This is a genomic window from Mycobacterium sp. E2479, assembly GCF_001667925.1.
Lineage (GTDB): Bacteria > Actinomycetota > Actinomycetes > Mycobacteriales > Mycobacteriaceae > Mycobacterium.
In genome coordinates this window covers 1-20,510 of the sequence record NZ_LZJR01000136.1, presented here as the reverse complement: position 1 = coordinate 20,510, position 20,510 = coordinate 1, and the positions used below count along the sequence as shown (strand labels likewise).

The window sequence follows — 20,510 nt, the reverse complement described above, 5'->3', positions numbered from 1 at the left end:
GTTGACCATTCCGCCACAAATCACGACCCGCCGGCAACCTTTTCGACCAGCGCAGCCAACTTCGCATCGAGTTGCTCTGCGGCGCTCAGCAATTCGGGATTTGACTCAACCACCATCAGCGACGACGGCTTGACGTAGGTCAAGCTGCTGTGGCCCTCGCCCTCGTCGGCGAGCAGCAGCTCCACCGGGGCGAACAAGCCGGCCTTGATGTCATGGCGCAGCATGGTGATCGCGATCAGCGGGTTGCCGAGGATCACACGTATCGCTTTGCGGTCGATGCCGGCCTTCGTGATCCAGGCGCCGTGGTCAAGCGTGCCGAACAACATGAATCCGCTTGGTCCGACGTGAGGTTCGACGCGCGCTTGATACGATTTCCAGTCGCCGGTGGCCGTTGCAATGTCGTCGATCGGCACCGGCTGCTCGCCGATGTCGGCAAGCAGCGCAGCGAGGAGCTCGTCATAGTTCTTGGTGCTGTCGTAGCGCACCCGCACGCCGTCGAAGCGGATTTCGCGGGGATCAGAGGCGGACATCGTCGGCTACAGCTTCCCTAGCCGCTGGTCCTCGCCGATCTTGAGTATCGGGGTCCGATTCTCCGGCTGGATCCGCTCCCAAAGGCCGCCCCCACCCAGCTCCCTGGCAATTTGATCTTGACGCCTGAACCACTCCTCGGCATTCCTGATCCGGTTCGGGTGGATCTCATCGAGCAGCGCATAATCCCGTTTGACCACACGGTATTTCCAGAGATTCCAGAAGCCGGTGAAGTTGTCGCGTACGTTCATGGTGCTCTTGTCTTTCCGGTCAGCGTTGTATCCCGCGGGCGCGTCGGCGATGACGCTCAGTGGGCCGTCTCGCCAGTACGTGTCCAGGTCGGTGTCGACGTACCGCGCCGGATGCCCGGTAACCTTCTCGAACGCGGCGGCGAGATCGGCGTAGGCGACATCGTCGACAGCGACCTCGAGGTCCATGCCGTTCGCGCGCTCGGGATGGTCGAAAAGCCAACGCACATAGAAACCGCAGTCCTCGAGCGACACGTGCGGCACCGCCCCGTCGCCGAGTGGAACACGCCACGTCAGGACGCCGTTCTCCACGGTGGGGGTCATCGGCGTACCCGGCGAGATCACCATCTCGATGTAGGGACCCGAGGTGAACAGGGCCGCGCCCATCCGATCGCGATTCACTTGATTTTGGAACAGAATCCACTCGCCAACGCGGCCCTTACCGTCGTAGTGACCGGCGCGGAACCGAGAGTCGTATCCCGCCTTCTTCAGCCCGTAGTCGAGGTTCCCGTACACGAAGAACCTCACTTTTTCTTCGATGGCGATTTCGTAACTGCGGAGCGCCCAGTAGGTCTCGCTCTTCTCGCCCGCGTTGAACCCGTCGATGTTGACGAATGCTCCATCGCAACTGCGGAATCCCTCACGCAGCGTGGCTTCGTCAGCGAAGGATCCCTCGACGGCGGAGACGTTTTCCAGTTCAAGCAGTTCCCTGGCTCGCCGGCCGCCGACATCACGGGTGAGGAACCGAACCGAATACTTCTTGTCGGCGACGAGCGCGCCGATGACGGGCATGCCCTGGGCTCCGGTGCCGCCGACAACGAAGATGTTCGAGGTGGTGTGGGTCGACATTGGCCGGCTCACAGCCGCTCGATGATGGTGGCGTTGGCCATGCCGCCGCCCTCACACATCGTCTGCAGCCCATACCGACCGCCGCGCTGTTCCAGCGCGTTGACCAGCGTGGTCATGATGCGAGCACCGCTGGCGCCCAACGGGTGACCGATCGCGATCGCCCCGCCGTTGACGTTGGTCTTGGTCAGATCCGCGCCGGTGTCTTTCGCCCATGCGAGCACGACGGGCGCGAACGCCTCGTTCACCTCGAACAGATCGATGTCGGCGAGCGTCAACCCGGCGCGCCGTAACACCTTCTCGGTGGCCGGAATGACACCGGTCAACATGTACAGCGGGTCGGAGCCCACCACGGTGGTGGTGTGGATTCGCGCCAGCGGACGCAACCCCAGCTTCCGGGCGACCTCGCTACTGGTGATCAGCAGCGCCGCACTGCCGTCGGACAGCGGCGACGAATTGCCGGGTGTGATCTCCCAGTTGATCTGCGGGAAGCGGGCTTTGGCCGCGTCGCTGTAGAACGCCGGTTGCAACCCGGCCAGCGTCTCGACCGTGGTGCCCGGGCGGATGATCTCGTCGGTGGCCAGCCCGGCGACCGGAATGAGCTCGTTGTCGAACAGGCCTTCCTTGGTGGCGCGGGCGGCCTTCTCGTGGCTTCCCGCGGAGAACTCGTCGAGCTGGGCGCGCGAGAAGCCCCATTTCGCGGCGATCAGTTCGGCGCTGATGCCCTGCGGCACCAGCCCGTCGGGGTAGCGCCGTGTCATGTCCTCGCCCATCGGGTTGCTGCCCGGCAACACCTGGGTGCCCATCGGCACGCGGCTCATCGACTCCACGCCACCGGCGATGACCAGGTCGTAAGCACCGGCGATCACGCCTTGGGCGGCGAAGCTGATGGCCTGTTGGCTGCTGCCGCATTGGCGGTCGATCGTGACGCCGGGGACCGACTCGGGGAACCCCGCGCCCAGCAGGGCATTGCGCGCGATGTTGGCCGCCTGGTCGCCGACCTGGGTGACGGCCCCGGCGATGACATCGTCGACTTGCGCCGGATCGACGCCGGTGCGCGCCACCAACTCGCGCAGGCTGTGGGCCAGCAGATCTGCCGGCAGCACGTCGTGCAGCGCGCCACTGGCCTTGCCCTTGCCGATGGGGGTGCGGACGGCTCCGACGATGACGGCGTCGTGGACCTGGTTCATGACTCCTCCTCGAGCCCGATCGATCTAGGTATAGATCTCTATACCCAGATAAACACCTCGGTATGCTTAAAGCAACCCAGCTGCGGAGGTGATTTAGATGACACTGCTGCAAGGACCGCTGGCCGATCGCGATGCCTGGTCGGCGGTGGGCGAGTGCGCGATCGAGAAGACCATGGCGGTCGTCGGAACCAAATCCGCGATGCTGATCATGCGCGAGGCCTACTACGGCACCACCCGATTCGACGACTTCGCCCGACGGGTGGGCATCACCAAGGCCGCCACCTCGGCGCGGCTGAGCGAACTGGTCGGGCTGGGGTTGCTGCGGCGACAACCCTATCGGGAGCCCGGACAGCGCAGCCGTGACGAATACGTGCTCACCGATGCCGGCATCGATTTCATGCCGGTGGTGTGGGCGATGTTCGAGTGGGGGAGGCGTCACCTGCCGGGCCGCAATCGGTTGCGGCTGATCCACCTGGCCTGCGGCGCCGAGGCGGGCGTCGAAATCCGTTGCACCGAAGGCCATCTGGTGCCACCCGACGAACTCGGTATGCGACTGGCTAAGCAGTCTGGTTGAGCGCGGCCAGCAGCCGGCGCGCCGCGGCGACGCGGCGCACGGCGGGGCCGGTCAGTGTGTCCAGGGCGCACTCGGGGTCGGCGGGCGGCCCCATGTGCCCGCAGCCGCGCGGGCAATCCGCAATAGCCTCGGCCAGGTCGGAAAACGCCATCATGACGTCGTCGGGCCGGATGTGCGCGAGCCCGAAGGATCGGATGCCCGGCGTATCGATCACCCACCCGGTGGTGCCCAGCGGCTCCGTCAACGGCAGCGCCACCGACTGCGTCGAGGTGTGCCGTCCCCGGCCCATGCCGGTCACGTCGCCGACGGCGCGGTCCGCGTCGGGCACCAGGCGGTTGACCAAGGTGGACTTGCCGACGCCGGAATGCCCGAGCAGCACCGTGATCTTGCCCGCGAGCAGGTCCGCCACGGCGAGCAGGGGATCGTCGCGGCCCGCGGTGACCACCGTCAGGTCCAGGTCGACGAACTGCTCCGCGAACGGCTCCGGCGGGGCGAGGTCGGTCTTCGTCAGGCACAGGATGGGCGTGAGGCCGCCGGCATAGGCGGCGATCAGCGTCCGGTCCACCAGGCCGGTACGGGGTGGGGGGTCGGCCAGCGCCACCACGATCAGCAGCTGATCCGCGTTGGCGACCACAACCCGTTCGGTCGGATCGGTGTCATCGGCGGTGCGCCGCAACACCGTTCGGCGTTGGCCGCGGCGCACGATGCGGGCCAACGTGTCGGGTCGCCCGGATAGATCGCCGACCACGTCGACGTCGTCACCCACGACGATCGGAGTGCGGCCCAGTTCGCGGGCACGCATGGCAGTGACCCTGCGATCGACGTCGCCGCCCAGCACGCATCCCCACCGGCCCCGGTCGACGCTGACCACCATCGCGGCCTCCGCGTCGGCGTGCTCGGGGCGAGTCTTGGTCCGCGGTCGCGAGCCCCGGCCGGAGCGGACCTTGACGTCGGACTCGTCGTAGTCGCCTGGCCTCACATGCCGTGCTCCAGCATGCGGGCCCACAGCCGCGGGAAGTCCGGCAGCGTCTTGCTGGTGGCTCCGATGTCGTTCACTTCGACGCCGTCCACCCGCAGCCCGACGATCGCGCCAGCCATCGCCATCCGGTGGTCGGCATATGCGTGCCACACCCCGGAGCGCAGCGAAGTCGCGGTGATCACCAGGCCGTCGGACGTTTCCGCGCAATCGCCGCCCAGGCGATTGATCTCGGCGCTCAGTGCGGCGAGCCGATCGGTCTCGTGCCCCCGCAGGTGAGCGATGCCGGTGAGGCGCGACACCGATCCGGGCGTCGCCAGCGCCGCCAGGGCGGCCACCGACGGTGTCAGCTCGCCGACGTCGCGAAGGTCGACGTCGAAACCGCCGTACTCCCCGGACCCGCGCAACTCCAGATACGAATCGGTCTGCGTGACAACGGTGTTCAGCTTGCCCAACACCGACAGGATGTTCTCGGCGGGCTGCACGCTGTCGGCCGGCCAGCCGGTGATACGCACGGTGCCGCCGCTGACCACCGCCGCCGCCAGGAACGGAACGGCGTTCGTGAGGTCCGGCTCGACCTCCCAATGCCGCGCCGCGACCGGCCCCGGGCGCACCGTCCAGCGGTTGGGCACGGAGTCGTCGACGTCGACGCCCGCCTGACGCAACATCACCACCGTCATGGCGATGTGGGGCGCCGACGGCAACGCTGCGCCGGTATGCCGCACGGTCACTCCTTCGTCGAAGGAGGCGGCGCACAACAGCAACCCGGAAACGAATTGCGAGGAGGCCGAGGCGTCGAGTTCCACGGTGCCGCCGGTGATCGAACCGGCGCCCAGCACCCGGAACGGGAGACCGGAGCCGTCGATCCGGACGCCGAGCCCGCGCAGCGCGTTCAGCAGTGGCGCGATGGGCCGTGCCCGTGCCTGCTCGTCGCCGTCGAACTCCACCGCCGACTCGGCCAGCGCCGCCAGCGGCGGCACGAACCGCAGTACCGTGCCGGCCAGGCCGCAGTCGACTTGCGCCGGCTGCTCGGGTGCGACGCGACCGCTCACGGTCAGCTCCGTCTCGTCACCGTCCACCCGCAAGCCAAGGGTGCGCAGCGCCCCGATCATCAGGTCGGTGTCCCGGCTGCGCAGCGCCCCGCTGATGGTCGGGGTGCCCTGATCTTGGGCTGCCGCCAGCCCTGCGAGCACCAGCGCCCGGTTGGTCTGCGACTTCGAACCCGGAACGGTCACGGTCGCCCGCACGGGCTGCGAGGCCAAGGGGGCCGTCCAGGTACTCATCGCTCCATCATTGCGTGTCGCCGGTTTCTGCCACCATGGAATGCATGTGTGGACGGTTCGCGGTAACGACCGATCCGGCCTTGCTGGCCGAAAAGATCAAGGCGATCGACGAGGCCACCGGCGCCCACCCGGGCTCCACCGCGCCCAACTACAACGTGGCCCCGACCTCGACCATCGCGACCGTCGTGAGCCGGCATTCCGAGCCCGACGACCAGCCGACACGGCGGGTGCGGCTGATGCGCTGGGGTTTGGTGCCGCCGTGGGCCAAGGCCGGTTCCGATGGCGCGCCCGACACCAAGGGCCCGATGCTGATCAACGCCCGTGCGGACAAGGTCACCACGTCGCCCGCCTTCCGGGCCAGCGCCAAGTCCAAGCGCTGCCTGATCCCAATGGACGGCTACTACGAATGGCGGGTCAACTCCGACGATGCGGCCGGCAGGAAGACCCGTAAGACGCCGTTCTTCATGTTCTCCGAGGACGGAGAGCCGCTGTTCATGGCGGGCCTGTGGTCGGTCTGGAAACCGGCCAAGGACGCTTCGCCGCTGTTGAGTTGCACGATCATCACCACCGATGCACCGGGGGAACTGGCCCAGATTCACGATCGGATGCCGCTGGTGATGCCCGAGCGGGACTGGGACCGGTGGTTGGACCCGGACGCCCCGATCGACGAGGACCTGCTGGCTCGCACGCCCGATGTGCGCGCGATCCGGATGCGCGAGGTGTCGACGTTGGTCAACAACGTCCGCAACAATGGCCCGCAGTTACTCGAGGCGGCCGAGCCGCAGCCCGAGCAGACGACGCTTCTTTAGCACGGTGGTCGTGCCGCCTCCGCGCTTCCGTCCTCCTCGTCGTCGCCATCGCGAAGGAGTTTCTCGGGGTGATGGAAGGTATTGATGCGCGGTCGGCCTCGGTCCAAGTGCGGGGGCGGGATCCATTCGGTATCACCTTTGGCATTCTTGCGGGTGGTCCAGCCCCCGGGGCGTAGGAGACGGTGCTGAGGTCCACATGCGAAGGTCAAGTCGTTGACATCGGTGGTATGACACTTGGACCAGTCGGTGACGTGATGCACTTCGCAGTAGTAGCCTTTCACGTCGCAGCCCGGTGCCGAGCAGCCGCGATCCTTGGCGTACAACACAATTCGCTGCCCGGGTGAGGCGAGCCGTTTGGTGTGATATAACGCCAGCGCCTTGCCCTTGTCGAAGACGGCCAGGTAATGACGGGCGTGGCGAGCCAGGCGGATCACATCGCTCATCGGCAGTATCGTGCCGCCGCCGGTCAGTCCCCTGCCGGCGGCGGCTTCGAGCTCATTGAGTGTGGTGGTGACGACGATCGAGGCCGGCAAGCCGTTGTGCTGACCCAACTTTCCGGAGGCAAGCAGTGCGCGCAGTCCTGCGTTGAGGCCGTCATGGTTGCGTTGCCCGGCTGATCGCGGGTCGCGGTCGATGGCGTCCTGGGTGGGTGTGCCGTCCACGCACGGCGTCTCATCGAGGGGATTGCACATGCCTGGTGCGGCCAGCTTGGCCAGCACGGCTTCCAGAGTGGCGCGCAATTCCGGCGTCAGCCATCCGCGAATCGCGGACATGCCGTCGGCTTCCTGGTGGCCGAAAGCCAAGCCGCGGCGGCGGGCTCGGTCCTCGTCGCTGAACGTACCGTCGGGGTTGAGGCAATCGGTCAGCGTGTCGGCCAGCCCGGCCAGCTGCTCGGGCCGATAGTGACTGCCTTGCTTGGCCAAGTCGGCTTCGGCGCGCTCCCGGGTGAGCTGGTCCACCCAGCCGGGCAGGTGATGCCAGAAGCGGCGGATCACGGCGACCTGCCCGGCTCCCAGTGTGCCCTCGCGCTGCGCCGCGGCGGTGCTCGCCAGTGCCGGCGCAATCGGCTCGCCGGTCAGTCCGTGGCGGGGTCCCAGGTCGGCGGCTTCTTTGATGCGCCGCGAGGCTTCGGCGCGGCTGATCAGGACCCGTTCGGCCAGCGCGTGGGACAGCTTGCCGCCGAGTTCGGCCGGGGTCGCTTGGCGTGCAACGTGATTGATCAATTGATGTTCGGCGGCCGGCAGCCGTCGGCGCACCTTCTCGCAGCGCTCCAAGAGAGCCAGGCACTCCCGCGGGGCCAACGCGTCGAAAGTCAGGTTCCCTACGCCGTCCAGCGCGTCATCGAGGGCATCGAAGGCCGCCGTGATCGCGTCCCGATCGATGATGCCGCCCGAACTCATACAGCGAAACTATCGGAGCCCACCGACAAAAAGCGCCGGCCGGCGACTCCTGAACCCACAGTGGCACAAGTGATTTCATTATGCGTTTTCCGTATGCGAAATGGGGCTAGTCTTTGCGGTTCAGCGGCCACCCGACTCCATCGGATGCTACGCGCGCTCAGCTCCCTTTGAGACGGCTTTGGCCACGGCTTCCAGCAGGCGGCCGAGTTGCTCGGCGTCCCCGACGTCGCGGTCTCCGGCGGCCAGTCGGGTGAAGACGCCGACGATGAACGTGGTGACGGCGGTGCTCTGCGCGGCCAGCAGCGTGGGATTTTCGGTCTCCGGTTGCAGGTGGGCGATGGCATCGCGGGCCATGCCGTTGATCCGGGCGACGAACACCTGCGACGTTTCGGCCAGACCGGGATCGCGTGCGGCGGCCCGCGGATGCGCTTGAGCGCGGCAGTCTGCTGCGCGGCGTCGACGGCGACGTCACCGACCACCACCCGGCAGCCCTGCTCGCCTAGGCGGGTGGCTGCGGCCGCCCCGAGGCCGGTTGTGCCGCCAGCGATGATCGCCACCTTCTCAGCCAGACCGCGCAGTCCCATGAGCGCCCCCTCCGCATCGAAAATGTTGACTTAACCTCTAGAACTGAAGAGGATCGCCAGTCATGGCAGGCTTTCATCGGGAGCGTCCTGGAGTAGGTGACCTCTCGGCGGCGACGGGCACACCCGCGCAGCCCCTGGGCGACGGCGTCTGGATGTCGCCAGGCGTCTCCAACTCCTACGCGGTCGCCACCGATGACGGGCGGGTGATCGTCAACACCGGACTGGTCTTCGAAGGGCCCTTGCACCGCAAGGCTTTTGGCGACGTGGCCGGTCCCGCTTGAGCCATCATCGTCACCCAAGGACACGCCGATCACTGGGGCGGGGTGAACTCGCTGCGTCACGAGGGCACCCAAGTGGTGATGCACCCGCGGGGGATCGGTATCGTGATCCGATCCTTTACATCGAGTCGCTGAGCACGGTGCTGGAATATGGACCCCGGCAGCTGATCACGCGCCACCTCGATCCCATCGAGGGCGCCGATCGTATCGCCGAAGAGGTCACCGCGATGCGCGACGCAATGCATGCAGTGCACGACCGGACCGCCGAATTGATGAATTCCGGCGCCGACATCCACCCGGCCATGCGCGATGTCAAAGTGCCCGAGCACCTTGACATCGGCGAGGGTTACGGCAAGACCTCCTGGAACGTGCGGGCCATTTGGGAAATGTACACAGGCTGGTTCCGGCATCACTCCACCACCGAACTGTATGGCGTGCCGGCGGATTCGGTTGCCGCCGACGTGGTGAGCGCCGCCGGCGCCGGCGCACTGGTACACGCGGCCCGGGCTCACCTGGCCGCCGAGGCGCACGAGGACCCTTGGCCGGCACCGACAACTTCTGGGAGAAGGCCTGGCTCACCAAGTCGATCAATGAATTGAGGACGACCGAATGAACACCGTCACCTTCGATTTCACCGGCGCCCACGTGCTGGTGACCGGCGGCACCAGCGGCATCGGCAACGCGGTCGCCGCCGCCTTCGCCGGCGCGGGGGCCGCCGTCACGGTGACCGGCACCCGCGGTTCGGTCGCGGACTATCCCGAAACCGAGCTGGGCGCGTTCACCTACCGCCAGTGTCAGATCCAGGATCCTGAATCGGTTGACGCCCTGGCGGATTCGATGGGTGACCTGGACATCCTGATCAACAACGCGGGCGGCCCCTATCCCGCCGGCGACGAATACGACCCGGAGGGCTACGTCGCGTCGGTGACGCAGAACATGCTCGGGCCCATGCGGCTGACCATGCGCTGTCATGAGCGCCTCAAGTCCAGCCAGGCGCCGGGCGGCGCGAGCGTCGTCAGCGTGGTCTCGATGTCCGCCTTCCGCTCGGCGGTCTTCGTCCCGGGCTACGCCTCATCGAAGATGGGACTGGTCGCCCTGACCATGAACCTGTCCCGCCGCTGGGCCGACGACGGGATCCGGGTCAACGCGATCGCGCCCGGGTTCATCGACACCCGAATGACGCGTCCGGCCATGGGAATTCCCGAGGTGATGGACGTCGAGATCGGATTCCACACCCCGTTGGGCAGGCCCGGTACTCCCCAGGACTGCGCCGGCGCGGCGCTGTTCTTGTGTACCGACGCCGCCTCGTACATCACCGGCAGCACCATCGCCGTCGACGGCGGATACCTGACGGTCTAGCGCGATGAGCGACCGCAACGATTTCGACAACCTCGCCACCGCCGACGACGTCTTCAGGCTGGCGGCTCAACGCACCGGCCGCACCGAAATCGACTCCGACTCATGGCGGGAGGGATTGCAGCTCATCCTCGAAACGAGGTCAACACCTCGCCAATCTTCACCCCGTTCGGCCGTGAACGAGTCCTCGACGACGCCACCAACGCGCTGGGGCGGCGCATGCAGGTGCACGGGTACACACCCGGTCCCACGCCAGCGCGCTGGAATCGACGACCGTCGGCAGCCTGCTGGGCCGACCGAAGGGCGACACCGCACGCACCGACCACGTAACCCGTTGCTCCGCTCGGCGACCGGGGCTTCGGCCATAAGGGCCTTCGCGACTCCGAGCGCCGCGGCGGCCGCCTTCAGCGAGAGCCGCGCGGTCGCCGGCACGATCGCGACCGCCACTGAGTCGGGGACCGCGATGATCAGCGTCTTGAAGATCTGTCCGGGCTCGATGCCGGCGCCCTCGGTGAGCGCTTTGACCGCCTCCGCGCCGAACGACTGTTCGCGTCGATCGAAGGTCAGGACCTCATGCGGCACAACGGCTTTCACCAGCGCGGCGATGCCCGGTGTGGCGGCGCTTGCGGGATTCTTTCGATGGTCGTGGCCCCTGCGCCCGGCTCCGCCGCGCTTGCGAACACGACGGGTCAGGGGCCCGAATACCCGGGCGGGTTGACGCCATCGACCCAGAAGTCGACGCCCAGCTTCGAGCCGGGAACGCAATTGTAGACCGACAGGTCGGTGACGCCCGCGTCCACCAGCACGTCCTCGCACAGCAGCATGTTGCCGGTGAATTCCTTGGCCGGCTTGTTGAGGATGACGTAGGCCGCGTCGGAGTAGACCTCCGGCTTGCGGGCGCGTCCCATGGCCTCGTCGCCGCCGAGCAGGTTCTGCACTGCGGCCGTCGCCACCAGCGTGCGCGGCCACAATGTATTGGACGCGATGCCCTCCTCGCGCATCTCCTGCGCGATACCCAAGGCGCACAACGTCATACCGAACTTGGCCATCATGTACGCCGTTGGCTTCAGCCACTCCTGGCCCAGCAGCACCGGCGGGGACAGCGTGAGGATGTGCGGGTTCTCCCGGCCCTTCATGTGGGGCAGGCACGCTTGGGACACCGCGTACGTGCCACGCACCTGAATGCCGTTCATGAGGTCGAATCGCTTCATCGGGACCTCGAGGATGGACCCCAGGTTGATCGCGGACGCGTTGTTGACGCAGATGTCGATGCCGCCGAACTGCTCGACGGTCTTGGCCACGGCAGCGGCCACCGAATCCGGGTCGCGGACGTCGCCGACGATCGGCAAGGCCTGGCCACCGGCCTCTTCGAGTTCTTCGGCGGCCGTGAATACGGTTCCCGGCAGCTTCGGGTGCGGCTCGGCCGTCTTGGCGATCAACGCGATGTTGGCACCGTCTTGTGCGGCGCGCTTGGCGATCGCCAGGCCGATACCGCGGCTGGCCCCGGAGATGAACATGGTCTTGCCTTGGAGCGACGTGGCGTGGGACATGGCGTCACACTAACGCCACGCCCAAATCGCACCGATGGGGGTCCGATCCGGGCGGCCGGGGCCGGTACGCGGCCGAATCGCGCGGCCGAGATAGCGCGGAAATAGCGAGGTCGCGCACGGCGTTGACCCAATCGGTCTCACATGTGGTGGAGAGGACCCGGGCGAACAATGTCGGGGTCAGGCTTTAGATTGGGAGGAGCAGCGTGGTGTCAACGGCGACGAGCCTGTTAGGCGAGGAGCGGTTGGCTGGCTTCCTTGCGAGTCTGGCGGCACTTTCGGTGCTCTCCGACACCGCCGCAGAAGGGACCAGGTTAATCGACATGGCCGATGCTTTGAGTGGCAGCGATGGCGCGACGGGGCCCGAGATTTCCGGGCCCGCGGCGCACGAAGAGACGGACGCGGAATTAACGGCGCGATTCGAGCGCGATGCGATTCCCCTGCTGGACCAGCTTTACGGCGGTGCGCTGCGCATGACGCGCAATCCCGCCGACGCCGAAGACCTGCTGCAAGAAACCATGGTCAAGGCCTATGCGGGATTCCGCTCATTCCGGGCCGGCACCAATCTCAAGGCCTGGCTGTACCGGATCCTGACCAACACGTACATCAACAGCTACCGCAAGAAGCAGCGCCAGCCCGCGGAGTATCCGACCGAGGAGATCACCGACTGGCAGTTGGCCTCTAACGCCGAGCATTCGTCTACCGGGCTACGTTCGGCAGAGGTCGAGGCCCTAGAGGCGCTGCCGGACTCGGAGATCAAAGAGGCGTTGGCGGCTTTGCCGGAGGAATTCCGGATGGCGGTCTATTACGCCGACGTCGAAGGCTTTCCGTATAAGGAAATCGCCGAGATCATGGATACGCCGATTGGAACGGTAATGTCACGGCTGCACCGCGGCCGACGGCAGCTACGTGCCCTGTTGGCCGACGTTGCCAAGGAGCGGGGCTTCAACCGCGGTCAGCAGACGCACGAGGAGGTGTCGTCATGAGCGAGTTTTCCGGCCAGGGCGGTTCCTCGCCCGACGCCTGCCCTAACGACGAGTCGCACGGCAGCGTCGGTTGCGCGGAGGTCATCCGCCAGGTCTGGCTGTTGCTCGACGGTGAATGCGGCCCGGAGACCCGCGAGCAGCTGCGCCGGCACCTCGAGGCGTGCCCCGGCTGCTTCAAGCACTACGGGCTCGAGGAACGGATCAAGGCGTTGATCGCCACTAAATGCAGGGGTGAGAAGGCCCCCGAGGGGTTGCGCGAGCGGCTACGGGTCGAGATCCGGCGCACCACGATCATCCGGGGTACGCAGTAGCGTCCGTCAGGCGTTGGGCCGCTTGCCGTGGTTCGCCTTGCTGTGCTTGCGGTCGCGCTTCTTACGGCCTCGTTTGGCCATGGTGAAAACCTCCGTGATTGCTGTCAAACCAGGCGCCCGGCGCCCGTTGGCCTGATCGCCATTCTCGCACGCGACGTCACATGCAGTGTCTTCGCCCTCGTGGGGACCCATCCCGGCCCGTGCGCCGCGGCCGCGACGAGCCCTGTGGTTCGATGTATCCGAGCCTGATGGTCCTGATTGAACCGTGATGACCAGCAGCCAGCGTGCGCGAAGTCCGAGACGAGTGGGGTGAAGATGGCGGAGGATGTGCGTGCCGAGATCGTGGCCAGCGTGCTCGAAGTCGTTGTGAACGAGGGCGACCAGATCGGCAAAGGCGACACCATCGTGCTGCTGGAGTCGATGAAAATGGAGATCCCCGTCCTGGCCGAAGTCGGCGGCACAGTCAGCAAGGTCAGCGTGTCGGTGGGCGACGTGATTCAAGCCGGCGACCTCATCGCGGTGATCAGCTAGCCGTCGGGCCCCTCGATCAGTTGCCGGGGAACGACCCGGGGAGTAAGCGATGTCAACTCTCGGTGATCTGCTCGCCGAACACACCATGCTGCCGGGCAACGCGGTGGACCACCTGCACGCCGTGGTCGGGGAGTGGCAGCTGCTGGCCGACCTGTCGTTCGCCGACTACCTGATGTGGGTGCGTCGCGACGACGGGGTGCTGGTCTGCGTGGCGCAGTGCCGGCCGAACACAGCGCCCACGGCACTGCAGACCGACGCGGTGGGCACCGCCGTCGGATCCGACCGCTTGAGCCTGGTGGCCGAGACGTTCGCGTCGGGCACCGCCAAGCGGAAAGACGTTGCGGAGCACGAAGATTCGTGGTTGCCCGGGACCCACGTCGAGGCGTCTCCCGTGCGCTACGGCGGCAAGGTGGTGGCCGTGCTCACCCATCATCAGACCGCGTTGGCCGCCGAGCGCAGGTCCGGTCAGCTAGAGATCGCCTACCGGGAATGCGCCACCGATCTGGTCCGCATGCTCGGCGAGGGAACTTTTCCGGACGTGGGGGACGTGGTGATGTCGCGCTCGACCCCGCGGGCGGGCGATGGGTTCATCCGCCTCGATGTGGACGGCGTCGTCGCCTACGCCAGTCCCAACGCGCTGTCCGCCTACCACCGGATGGGCCTGACCACCGAGCTGGAGGGGCGCAACCTCATCGAGGTCACGCGTCCGCTGATCTCCGACCCCTTCGAGGCGCAGGAGCTCGCAGAGCACGTGCAGGATCTGGTGGCCGGCGGGCGCAGCATGCGCATGGAGGTCGACGCCGGGGGAGCCACCGTGCTGCTGCGTACCCTGCCGCTGATGGTCGACGGCGCTAGCACCGGGGCCGCGGTGCTGATCCGCGACGTCACGGAGGTCAAGCGGCGCGACCGGGCTCTGATATCCAAGGACGCCACCATCCGCGAGATCCACCACCGGGTGAAGAACAACCTGCAAACCGTGGCGGCACTGTTGCGATTGCAGGCCCGCCGGACCGTCAACGCGGAGGGGCGGGAGGCCCTGATCGAGTCGGTGCGGCGGGTGTCGTCGATCGCGTTGGTGCACGACGCACTGTCGATGTCGGTGGACGAGCAGGTCAACCTCGACGAGGTGATCGATCGGATCCTGCCGATCATGAACGACGTGGCGTCGGTGGACCGGCCGATCCGCATCAACCGGGTCGGCGACCTGGGTGTGCTGGATTCCGACCGGGCGACCGCGCTGATCATGGTGATCACCGAACTGGTGCAGAACGCGATCGAACACGCCTTCGACCCGGCGGCCGAAGAAGGCTCGGTGACGATTCGCGCGGAGCGATCCGCCCGCTGGCTCGACGTCGTGGTGCACGACGACGGTCGCGGACTCCCGGAGGGGTTCAGCCTCGAGACCTCCGACAGCCTCGGGCTGCAGATTGTGCGCACCCTGGTGTCGGCCGAGCTGGACGGCACCCTGGGCATGCGTCAGGCGCCCGCCCGCGGCACCGATGTGGTGCTACGGGTGCCGATTGGCCGGCGGAACCGTTTGCTGCTGTGAAGGCGCACTGCAGCCGCACGCAAATGTGCGGCCCCGACTTTCGTCGAGGCCGCACTATTTGCGTTAGGTGGGTTATACCCCGCTGCGGGCCTTCGTCCGGGCGTTGCGGCGCTTCAGTGCACGCCGCTCGTCTTCGCTCATGCCGCCCCAGACGCCCGAGTCCTGGCCCGTGTTCAGGGCCCAGCCGAGGCACTCTGTGGTCACCGGGCACCGATTACAGACCAGTTTCGCGTCAGCGATCTGCGCGAGCGCCGGGCCGCTGTTCCCTACCGGGAAGAACAGCTCCGGGTCTTCGTCACGACAGACCGCCTTGTGGCGCCAATCCATACGTCTTTACTCCTCACTGAGTGCGCAGCAAGGCGCACGGCTATTTTCTTCGGCTGTTTGACGCGTGCAGAATAAAAGGAGTCCGGACTCCTACGTAGTTTCTGCATGCAACCTTTTGATCGTTTCACAGGCTCAACAGATGTCAATAGCGTTAGTTCGCTCGTGGGCTATCTCACTTTGATCAAGTCGTAGCCAAGCCCTCACTCCGTTGTACTACACTGCACGGGCTACTTCGGCGAAATATCCTTATCTCGCGCTGGCTGGGCGCAGTATTAATGCAGGTCAGTGCGTCTTTTTACTGGGCGGCGCCACCACCGCCAGCGCGTCCGGGACCGCTTTGAACGTCATGGTTTCGCGCACGCCGAGATAATCGCCGTCGAACTGGCAGGCAACCGCACCTCCGGTCGAGGTGACTCGCACGCACGGCAGGTCGTCCTCGGTGATGAGGTGCTTGAAGTCGAAGGTGGGCCGCTTGGCGAACATCTGCCGCACGATCCGCAGGGTGGGGATCGGCTTCATGGTGGTGGGCGCAAACACCCCCAGGCCGGACTCGAAGCTGCAGCCCGGATTGGTCCACACGGGCCGTTCGTTGGCGAAAGTCCACGGGCTGGAGTTCGAAACGAAGGCGAAGCTGACCCCGGTAATGGGTTCGCGGCCGGGAAGTTCGAGCGTCAGCATCGGTTCACGCCGGGTGTAGGCCCACACCGCGGGCACCGCCGCGCGGATGTAGCGCCACGCCGAAACCTTGCCGCCCTTGTTCCGTTCGGCCTCGACCGCGGCCACCACCTCGGCGTCCACTCCCATGCCCGTGTTGAACACTGCCCAGCGCTCGCCGCAGTCGATCAGACCGATGCGCCGCCAGATGCGGCGCCGCTGGTAGTCGTCGAGCAACTGGATGAGCTGATTGGTGGCCGCGACCGGATCCCCGGAGATGCCCAGGGATCGCGCCAGTACGTTCGCCGAACCGCCGGGCACCACGGCAACCGCAGGGACCGGTCCGCTGGGAAGTGGCCCTGGCCGGCCGAGCAGGCCGTTGACCACCCCGCTCACCGTGCCGTCGCCGCCGTGCACTACCACCAGATCGATGCCGTCGGCGACAGCTTTCTGCGCCAGCTCGGTGCCATGACCACGGTGGTTGGTGTGTTCGACGGTGAGCTGCAGGCGGCTTTTGAGCGCGTGGGCCAGCAGGTCGCGACCGGCCGGGGTGGTGGATGTGGCTGTGGGATTGACGATCAGCACGGCCCGCATGAGGCACGAGCTTAGGCGGTGTGACGATGCGCGCCGCAGGGCGGCGTGAGGAGGAGCGCCGCAATCGGTCTGGCGGTGCGACGATGCGCGCCGCAGGGCGGCGTGAGGAGGAGCGCCGCAATCGGTCTGGCGGTGTGACGATGCGCGCCGCAGGGCGGCGTGAGGAGGAGCGCCGCAATCGGTCTGGCGGTGCGGTTAAGGCGCCCCTGTGGGGGAACCGCCGGGGAGTGGGAGGCCGCCCTTACTACGCTGACGCTGTGACGCCGCCAGCCGCCCCGACCCCCGTTCGCCGCGCCGGCCTGATCGTTGTGCTGCAGGGGATTGCGGCGTTGATCGTCGCGGTGGTCCTGGTGGTGCGGGGCATCGCGGGAGCCGATCAGCACGTGGTCAACGGCCTGGCGACGGCGGGCTGGTTCGTATTGGTCGGCGCCGGGGTGATCGCCGCGGGGCGCGCGCTGATCGTCGGGAAGCGCTGGGGCCGCGGCCTGGCCGTGATCACCCAGCTACTGTTGCTGCCGGTGGCGTGGTACCTCGCGGTCGGATCGCATCAGCCGGGCTTCGGGATCCCGACGGGCGCGGTGGCGCTGATCGTGCTGGGGTTGCTGTTCAGTCCCGGCGCGGTGCGCTGGGCCGCCGGCGATCAGGGCGATTCCGCCAGCGCGGCCAGCGACGCCCCGGACAGCCGGTAGGTCGTCCATTCGTTCTGTGGCTCCCCGCCGATGCCTTCGTAGAGCGTGATGGCGTCGGCGTTCCAGTTCAGCACCGCCCAGGACAGCCGCGTGTAGCCTCGCTGCAGGCACTCACAGGCCAGCGCGGCCAGCAGTGCGCGGGCCAGCCCCCGGCGGCGGAAATTGGGTCGCACGAACAGATCTTCTAGATAAATGCCCGCCACGCCGTCCCAGGTGGAGAAGTTGAGGAACCACAGCGCCATCGCCGCGGTCTCGCCATCGACCTCGGCGACGTGTCCTTGCACCTTCGGCGGGTCATCGAAAAGTGCTGCGCCGATTTGTGTTTCGGTCACAGTGCACTGATCGGCGGCGTGCTCGAACTCGGCCAGCGCGCGGATCATGTCGGTGATCGCGGCGACGTCCTGTGGCGCGGCGCGGCGGATGCGGTGGCTCATTGCACAACTCCCAGGGCGTTGAGGATCGTGCCGAATTTCGTTGTCGTCTCGGCGACTTCCTCGTCTGGGTCGGACTCGGCGACGATGCCGCCGCCTGCCCGAGCCAGCACGCTGCGCCGGTCCGTCGACAGCTGCGCGCAGCGCAGCGACACCACCCAGCGTCCATCGCCACGGGCGTCACACCAGCCCACCGCCCCGGCGTAGAACCCGCGGTCGCCTTCCAGTTCGGTTATCAGCCCCATCGCGGCCTTCGTCGGCACCCCGCCGACCGCCGGGGTGGGGTGCAGCGCCAGTGCCAAATCGATTGCGGTGCTTGATGTATCACGTAGTCGAGCGGTGATGGGCGTGCACAGATGCCAAACGGTGGCGGTGCTGCCCAGCTGCGGTTCGGCGGCAATCGACAGGTCGTCGCACAGCGGCTCGAGGGCGGCCCTGATGGTTTCGATAACCAGCTGGTGCTCGTGGCGGTTCTTGGCCGAGGCGGCCAGTGCGGCGCCGTTCGCGGCGTCGGTCTCCGGGTCGGCGGCGCGCGGCGCCGACCCGGCGAACGGCTTGCACTCGACGCGATCTCCGGTCAGGGCCACCAGCAGCTCGGGGCTGGCGCCCACCAGGGCAGTGCCCGCGTACTCGTCGCCGGCCGCGGTCAGGTCGACCAGGTAGCCGTAGGCCGCCGGGTCCGCGGCAATGAGGCGGTGCAGGATCACGCGGGCATCCAGCGGGGCGTCGGCGACCAACCGCAGGGCACGGGCCAGCACGACCTTGTCCAGCGGATTGTCGGCCGCGGCGAGCTGCTCGCACGCCCGGCGGATCCGGTCCCGGTATTCCGCCGGTGGCGGCACCGCTTCGGCCACCCGTACCGGCGGTAGGCCATCGGGCGGCCAGTCCGGGAGCCGATCCGTCGCGTTCACCGTCTCGGCCGTCAACAACGAGGCCGGCCGGGTGACGTCGAAAGGCAACGCGCCCAACACAATCGGTGCTTCCCCCGAGCGCAGCGCGGCCTGCGCCGCAGCCACCTCGCCGTACCGGCGCCGCACACCGTCGGCAATCAGGGTGCCCGTCGGCCCGCACAGCACGAAGGGCGGTTCGGTGTTTTGATGCTCGACGAGTGCTCGCGCCGCTGCGCGGCGAGCATCGTCGTCTTCGCTGCTCACCCGGGCTGGATCGCCTGTGGCTGGCTGGTCAATCCGAGCGCAGCGAGCTGTCGCACGCCATGCTCGAAACCGCACACAGCGACGGAGCCGGCCAGCATCCAGAAGCGGCTGCCCTCGACCAGGGGTAGCTGCACCCAGCGGGTGATCACCGAACGGGAGAAGTGGCTGTGCCCCACGAAAACGACGTCGCGCGAGCCCATCTGCTCCAATGCGAAGGCGACGGCCCGATCGGCGCGGTCGCTGACCTGCGCCACCGTCTCGCCGCCGGGGCAGCCGTGCGTCCAGATCAGCCAGTCGGGCACCGATTCGTGGATCTGCGGGGTGGTCAGCCCCTCGTAGGATCCGTAGTCCCATTCGGCCAGTAGGGGGGAGACCTCGTCGACGGCGAGGCCGGCCAACTTGGCTGTTGTCAGGGCACGTATACGCGGGCTGCTGACCACCAAAGGGTCGGCGAGGTTCAGTTCACGTAGAACGCGCCCGGCCAGCTCGGCCTGGACGCGTCCGCCGTCAGTGAGTTCCAGGTCGGTCCGACCCGTGTGCCGGCCTGATTTCGACCACTCGGTCTCGCCGTGGCGGAGCAGCACCAGGCGGTGGTTGTGCAAGCCCATATCGATTGATTCTGCCGGACGACATGCCGGACCCGTCGGCCGCAGCGGACAACGAGCGAACGTGCCAGGATGGGCGGTGTTGAGCGCATGGCGATTACTCAGAGGGGAGAGCAGCGCCTATGGCTGCTGGGACGCGGGTATTGGCGGTGGCCAACCAGAAGGGTGGTGTCGCCAAGACCACCACGGTCGCGTCGCTGGGCGCGGCGATGGTGGACGAGAACAAACGGGTGCTGCTGGTCGACCTCGATCCGCAGGGCTGCCTGACCTTCTCGCTGGGCCAAGACCCGGACAAGCTACCGGTCTCCGTGCACGAGGTACTGCTCGGTGAGGTCGAGCCCAACGCCGCGCTGGTCGAGACGGCGGAGGGAATGACGCTGCTGCCGGCCAACATTGATCTGGCTGGCGCCGAAGCGATGCTGCTGATGCGCGCCGGCCGCGAATACGCGCTCAAGCGCGCCTTGGCCAAACTGGGCGGCCAATTCGACGTGGTGATCATCGACTGCCCGCCGTCGCTGGGCGTGCTCACCCTCAATGGGCTGACCGCCGCCGACGAGGTCATCGTGCCGCTGCAGTGCGAAACCCTGGCGCACCGCGGGGTGGGCCAGTTCCTGCGCACCGTTGCCGACGTCCAGCAGATCACCAATCCGGAGCTGCGAATGCTCGGCGCCCTGCCGACGTTGTACGACTCCCGCACCACCCACACCCGCGACGTCCTGGCCGACGTCGCCGACCGGTACAACCTGCCGGTGCTGGCCCCGCCGATTCCGCGCACCGTGCGTTTCGCCGAGGCCAGCGCCTCGGGGTCGTCGGTAATGGCCGGTCGCAAGAACAAGGGCGCGGTGGCCTACGGCGATCTGGCCGCGGCGTTGCTCAAGCACTGGAAGAGCGGCAAACCGCTGCCGACATTCACCGTCGAGGTCTAGTGGCGATCGCAAGCGCGGCGGAGCCGGGCGCGGCGGGTCGCCACCATTTGGTCTAGCTACTTCGACCTGAAAAAGGGTTGATGGTTAGTGCGCCTGGATGTTGGTCCCTGGCTGGAATCGCTGAGGGTGGCGTG

22 protein-coding genes and 5 pseudogenes are annotated in these 20,510 nt (G+C 67.2%); 11 read left to right on the top strand and 16 right to left on the bottom strand.

The window, feature by feature from the left end:
* Window positions 1-20 precede the first annotated feature (20 nt).
* From A5686_RS20695 to A5686_RS20685, 3 genes are read right to left on the bottom strand one after another with little or no spacing between them, the layout of a single operon-like run.
* Entirely contained in the window at window positions 21-530 is a 510-nt protein-coding gene (locus tag A5686_RS20695; RefSeq protein WP_067938141.1) for a DUF302 domain-containing protein, read from the bottom strand.
* Between the two features lie 6 nt (window positions 531-536).
* Window positions 537-1,625 carry an NmrA family NAD(P)-binding protein gene (locus A5686_RS20690; protein WP_067938140.1) on the bottom strand — a complete coding sequence of 363 codons (1,089 nt, stop codon included), beginning with the start codon at window positions 1,623-1,625 and terminating at the stop codon, window positions 537-539.
* Window positions 1,626-1,633: 8 nt separating this feature from the next.
* Complete coding sequence (locus A5686_RS20685; protein WP_067938138.1) at window positions 1,634-2,812, bottom strand: thiolase family protein; 1,179 nt, start codon at window positions 2,810-2,812, stop codon at window positions 1,634-1,636.
* Window positions 2,813-2,909: 97 nt separating this feature from the next.
* Between A5686_RS20685 and A5686_RS20680 the strand changes: the two genes are divergently transcribed.
* Window positions 2,910-3,386, top strand: a complete 477-nt coding sequence (locus A5686_RS20680) for a helix-turn-helix domain-containing protein (RefSeq protein ID WP_067938136.1) — start codon at window positions 2,910-2,912, stop codon at window positions 3,384-3,386.
* On the opposite strand, the gene rsgA is transcribed toward A5686_RS20680, so the two are convergent.
* Window positions 3,370-4,365, bottom strand: coding sequence for a ribosome small subunit-dependent GTPase A (gene rsgA, locus A5686_RS20675; protein ID WP_067938135.1), 996 nt, complete (start codon window positions 4,363-4,365; stop codon window positions 3,370-3,372). The two genes, A5686_RS20680 and rsgA, sit on opposite strands and share 17 nt — an antisense overlap.
* A complete protein-coding gene (gene aroA / locus A5686_RS20670) occupies window positions 4,362-5,645 on the bottom strand; it encodes a 3-phosphoshikimate 1-carboxyvinyltransferase (protein ID WP_067938133.1) in 1,284 nt (427 codons plus the stop codon). Before aroA ends, rsgA begins: the two co-directional genes overlap by 4 nt.
* A gap of 44 nt (window positions 5,646-5,689) precedes the next feature.
* Here aroA and A5686_RS20665 point away from each other — a divergent pair, with 44 nt between their 5' ends.
* Complete coding sequence (locus tag A5686_RS20665; RefSeq protein WP_067938175.1) at window positions 5,690-6,454, top strand: SOS response-associated peptidase; 765 nt, start codon at window positions 5,690-5,692, stop codon at window positions 6,452-6,454.
* Here A5686_RS20665 and A5686_RS20660 read toward each other — a convergent pair.
* From A5686_RS20660 to A5686_RS28465, 3 genes and pseudogenes are all read right to left on the bottom strand, one after another.
* Window positions 6,451-7,854 (bottom strand): HNH endonuclease signature motif containing protein, encoded by a 1,404-nt coding sequence (locus A5686_RS20660; protein WP_067938131.1) that lies wholly within the window; start codon window positions 7,852-7,854, stop codon window positions 6,451-6,453. The genes A5686_RS20665 and A5686_RS20660 overlap by 4 nt on opposite strands.
* 147 nt (window positions 7,855-8,001) lie before the next feature.
* A pseudogene (locus tag A5686_RS20655) lies at window positions 8,002-8,268 on the bottom strand (TetR/AcrR family transcriptional regulator); the annotation flags it as partial.
* A gap of 23 nt (window positions 8,269-8,291) precedes the next feature.
* Window positions 8,292-8,438 (bottom strand): annotated as a pseudogene (locus A5686_RS28465) (oxidoreductase); the annotation flags it as partial.
* A 62-nt stretch (window positions 8,439-8,500) separates the two neighbouring features.
* Between A5686_RS28465 and A5686_RS20650 the strand changes: the two are divergent.
* The 3 genes and pseudogenes from A5686_RS20650 to A5686_RS28050 all read left to right on the top strand — a co-directional run.
* A pseudogene (locus A5686_RS20650) lies at window positions 8,501-9,329 on the top strand (alkyl sulfatase dimerization domain-containing protein).
* Window positions 9,326-10,075 (top strand): SDR family NAD(P)-dependent oxidoreductase, encoded by a 750-nt coding sequence (locus tag A5686_RS20645; RefSeq protein WP_067938130.1) that lies wholly within the window; start codon window positions 9,326-9,328, stop codon window positions 10,073-10,075. Before A5686_RS20650 ends, A5686_RS20645 begins: the two are co-directional and overlap by 4 nt.
* Before the next feature lie 4 nt (window positions 10,076-10,079).
* Window positions 10,080-10,309, top strand: a pseudogene (locus tag A5686_RS28050) (sulfotransferase); the annotation flags it as partial.
* Here the strand turns inward: A5686_RS28050 and A5686_RS28460 are convergent.
* Together A5686_RS28460 and A5686_RS20635 are read right to left on the bottom strand one after the other, a co-directional pair.
* Window positions 10,233-10,678 (bottom strand): annotated as a pseudogene (locus A5686_RS28460) (YbaK/EbsC family protein). The pseudogenes A5686_RS28050 and A5686_RS28460 overlap by 77 nt on opposite strands.
* 83 nt (window positions 10,679-10,761) lie before the next feature.
* Window positions 10,762-11,622, bottom strand: a complete 861-nt coding sequence (locus tag A5686_RS20635; protein ID WP_067938127.1) for an NAD(P)-dependent oxidoreductase — start codon at window positions 11,620-11,622, stop codon at window positions 10,762-10,764.
* A 320-nt stretch (window positions 11,623-11,942) separates the two neighbouring features.
* Here A5686_RS20635 and A5686_RS20630 point away from each other — a divergent pair, with 320 nt between their 5' ends.
* Both A5686_RS20630 and rsrA read left to right on the top strand, forming a co-directional pair.
* Window positions 11,943-12,605, top strand: coding sequence for a sigma-70 family RNA polymerase sigma factor (locus A5686_RS20630; protein ID WP_067938125.1), 663 nt, complete (start codon window positions 11,943-11,945; stop codon window positions 12,603-12,605).
* On the top strand, window positions 12,602-12,916 hold the full coding sequence (rsrA, locus tag A5686_RS20625) for a mycothiol system anti-sigma-R factor (RefSeq protein ID WP_067938123.1): 315 nt from the start codon (window positions 12,602-12,604) through the stop codon (window positions 12,914-12,916). Before A5686_RS20630 ends, rsrA begins: the two co-directional genes overlap by 4 nt.
* A 6-nt stretch (window positions 12,917-12,922) precedes the next feature.
* Here the strand turns inward: rsrA and A5686_RS28455 are convergent, their stop codons facing one another.
* Entirely contained in the window at window positions 12,923-12,997 is a 75-nt protein-coding gene (locus A5686_RS28455; RefSeq protein ID WP_011728008.1) for a 50S ribosomal protein bL37, read from the bottom strand.
* 234 nt (window positions 12,998-13,231) lie between these two features.
* Between A5686_RS28455 and A5686_RS20615 the strand changes: the two genes are divergently transcribed.
* A complete protein-coding gene (locus A5686_RS20615) occupies window positions 13,232-13,447 on the top strand; it encodes a biotin/lipoyl-binding carrier protein (RefSeq protein ID WP_067938173.1) in 216 nt (71 codons plus the stop codon).
* Between the two features lie 49 nt (window positions 13,448-13,496).
* Window positions 13,497-14,996: a sensor histidine kinase gene (locus A5686_RS20610; RefSeq protein WP_067938119.1), complete on the top strand. Its 1,500-nt coding sequence runs from the start codon at window positions 13,497-13,499 to the stop codon at window positions 14,994-14,996.
* Between the two features lie 72 nt (window positions 14,997-15,068).
* On the opposite strand, the gene whiB1 is transcribed toward A5686_RS20610, so the two are convergent.
* Complete coding sequence (whiB1, locus tag A5686_RS20605) at window positions 15,069-15,323, bottom strand: transcriptional regulator WhiB1 (protein ID WP_003874607.1); 255 nt, start codon at window positions 15,321-15,323, stop codon at window positions 15,069-15,071.
* A 282-nt stretch (window positions 15,324-15,605) separates the two neighbouring features.
* Complete coding sequence (locus A5686_RS20600; protein ID WP_067938117.1) at window positions 15,606-16,571, bottom strand: diacylglycerol kinase family protein; 966 nt, start codon at window positions 16,569-16,571, stop codon at window positions 15,606-15,608.
* Window positions 16,572-16,828: 257 nt separating this feature from the next.
* Here A5686_RS20600 and A5686_RS20595 point away from each other — a divergent pair, with 257 nt between their 5' ends.
* Window positions 16,829-17,260: a hypothetical protein gene (locus A5686_RS20595; protein ID WP_067938115.1), complete on the top strand. Its 432-nt coding sequence runs from the start codon at window positions 16,829-16,831 to the stop codon at window positions 17,258-17,260.
* Here A5686_RS20595 and A5686_RS20590 read toward each other — a convergent pair.
* The 3 genes from A5686_RS20590 to A5686_RS20580 all read right to left on the bottom strand — a co-directional run bounded on the left by A5686_RS20590 (window position 17,212) and on the right by A5686_RS20580 (window position 19,453).
* A complete protein-coding gene (locus A5686_RS20590; protein ID WP_067938113.1) occupies window positions 17,212-17,694 on the bottom strand; it encodes a GNAT family N-acetyltransferase in 483 nt (160 codons plus the stop codon). The genes A5686_RS20595 and A5686_RS20590 overlap by 49 nt on opposite strands.
* On the bottom strand, window positions 17,691-18,767 hold the full coding sequence (locus A5686_RS20585; protein WP_369829732.1) for an isochorismate synthase MenF: 1,077 nt from the start codon (window positions 18,765-18,767) through the stop codon (window positions 17,691-17,693). Before A5686_RS20585 ends, A5686_RS20590 begins: the two co-directional genes overlap by 4 nt.
* Before the next feature lie 74 nt (window positions 18,768-18,841).
* Window positions 18,842-19,453, bottom strand: coding sequence for an acid phosphatase (locus A5686_RS20580; protein WP_067938109.1), 612 nt, complete (start codon window positions 19,451-19,453; stop codon window positions 18,842-18,844).
* Between the two features lie 119 nt (window positions 19,454-19,572).
* Here A5686_RS20580 and A5686_RS20575 point away from each other — a divergent pair, with 119 nt between their 5' ends.
* Window positions 19,573-20,376, top strand: coding sequence for a ParA family protein (locus A5686_RS20575; protein WP_067938107.1), 804 nt, complete (start codon window positions 19,573-19,575; stop codon window positions 20,374-20,376).
* Window positions 20,377-20,510: the final 134 nt, after the last annotated feature.

Excerpts from the sequence above, each read along its gene's own strand:
- A5686_RS20695 (WP_067938141.1), bottom strand. The coding sequence starts at position 530 with ATGTCCGCCTCTGATCCCCGCGAAATCCGCTTCGACGGCGTGCGGGTG.
- A5686_RS20690 (WP_067938140.1), bottom strand. The coding sequence starts at position 1,625 with ATGTCGACCCACACCACCTCGAACATCTTCGTTGTCGGCGGCACCGGA.
- A5686_RS20685 (WP_067938138.1), bottom strand. The coding sequence starts at position 2,812 with ATGAACCAGGTCCACGACGCCGTCATCGTCGGAGCCGTCCGCACCCCC.
- A5686_RS20680 (WP_067938136.1), top strand. The coding sequence starts at position 2,910 with ATGACACTGCTGCAAGGACCGCTGGCCGATCGCGATGCCTGGTCGGCG.
- aroA (WP_067938133.1), bottom strand. The coding sequence starts at position 5,645 with ATGAGTACCTGGACGGCCCCCTTGGCCTCGCAGCCCGTGCGGGCGACC.
- A5686_RS20665 (WP_067938175.1), top strand. The coding sequence starts at position 5,690 with ATGTGTGGACGGTTCGCGGTAACGACCGATCCGGCCTTGCTGGCCGAA.
- A5686_RS20660 (WP_067938131.1), bottom strand. The coding sequence starts at position 7,854 with ATGAGTTCGGGCGGCATCATCGATCGGGACGCGATCACGGCGGCCTTC.
- A5686_RS20645 (WP_067938130.1), top strand. The coding sequence starts at position 9,326 with ATGAACACCGTCACCTTCGATTTCACCGGCGCCCACGTGCTGGTGACC.
- A5686_RS20635 (WP_067938127.1), bottom strand. The coding sequence starts at position 11,622 with ATGTCCCACGCCACGTCGCTCCAAGGCAAGACCATGTTCATCTCCGGG.
- A5686_RS20630 (WP_067938125.1), top strand. The coding sequence starts at position 11,943 with ATGGCCGATGCTTTGAGTGGCAGCGATGGCGCGACGGGGCCCGAGATT.
- rsrA (WP_067938123.1), top strand. The coding sequence starts at position 12,602 with ATGAGCGAGTTTTCCGGCCAGGGCGGTTCCTCGCCCGACGCCTGCCCT.
- A5686_RS20615 (WP_067938173.1), top strand. The coding sequence starts at position 13,232 with ATGGCGGAGGATGTGCGTGCCGAGATCGTGGCCAGCGTGCTCGAAGTC.
- A5686_RS20610 (WP_067938119.1), top strand. The coding sequence starts at position 13,497 with ATGTCAACTCTCGGTGATCTGCTCGCCGAACACACCATGCTGCCGGGC.
- whiB1 (WP_003874607.1), bottom strand. The coding sequence starts at position 15,323 with ATGGATTGGCGCCACAAGGCGGTCTGTCGTGACGAAGACCCGGAGCTG.
- A5686_RS20600 (WP_067938117.1), bottom strand. The coding sequence starts at position 16,571 with ATGCGGGCCGTGCTGATCGTCAATCCCACAGCCACATCCACCACCCCG.
- A5686_RS20590 (WP_067938113.1), bottom strand. The coding sequence starts at position 17,694 with ATGAGCCACCGCATCCGCCGCGCCGCGCCACAGGACGTCGCCGCGATC.
- A5686_RS20580 (WP_067938109.1), bottom strand. The coding sequence starts at position 19,453 with ATGGGCTTGCACAACCACCGCCTGGTGCTGCTCCGCCACGGCGAGACC.
- A5686_RS20575 (WP_067938107.1), top strand. The coding sequence starts at position 19,573 with ATGGCTGCTGGGACGCGGGTATTGGCGGTGGCCAACCAGAAGGGTGGT.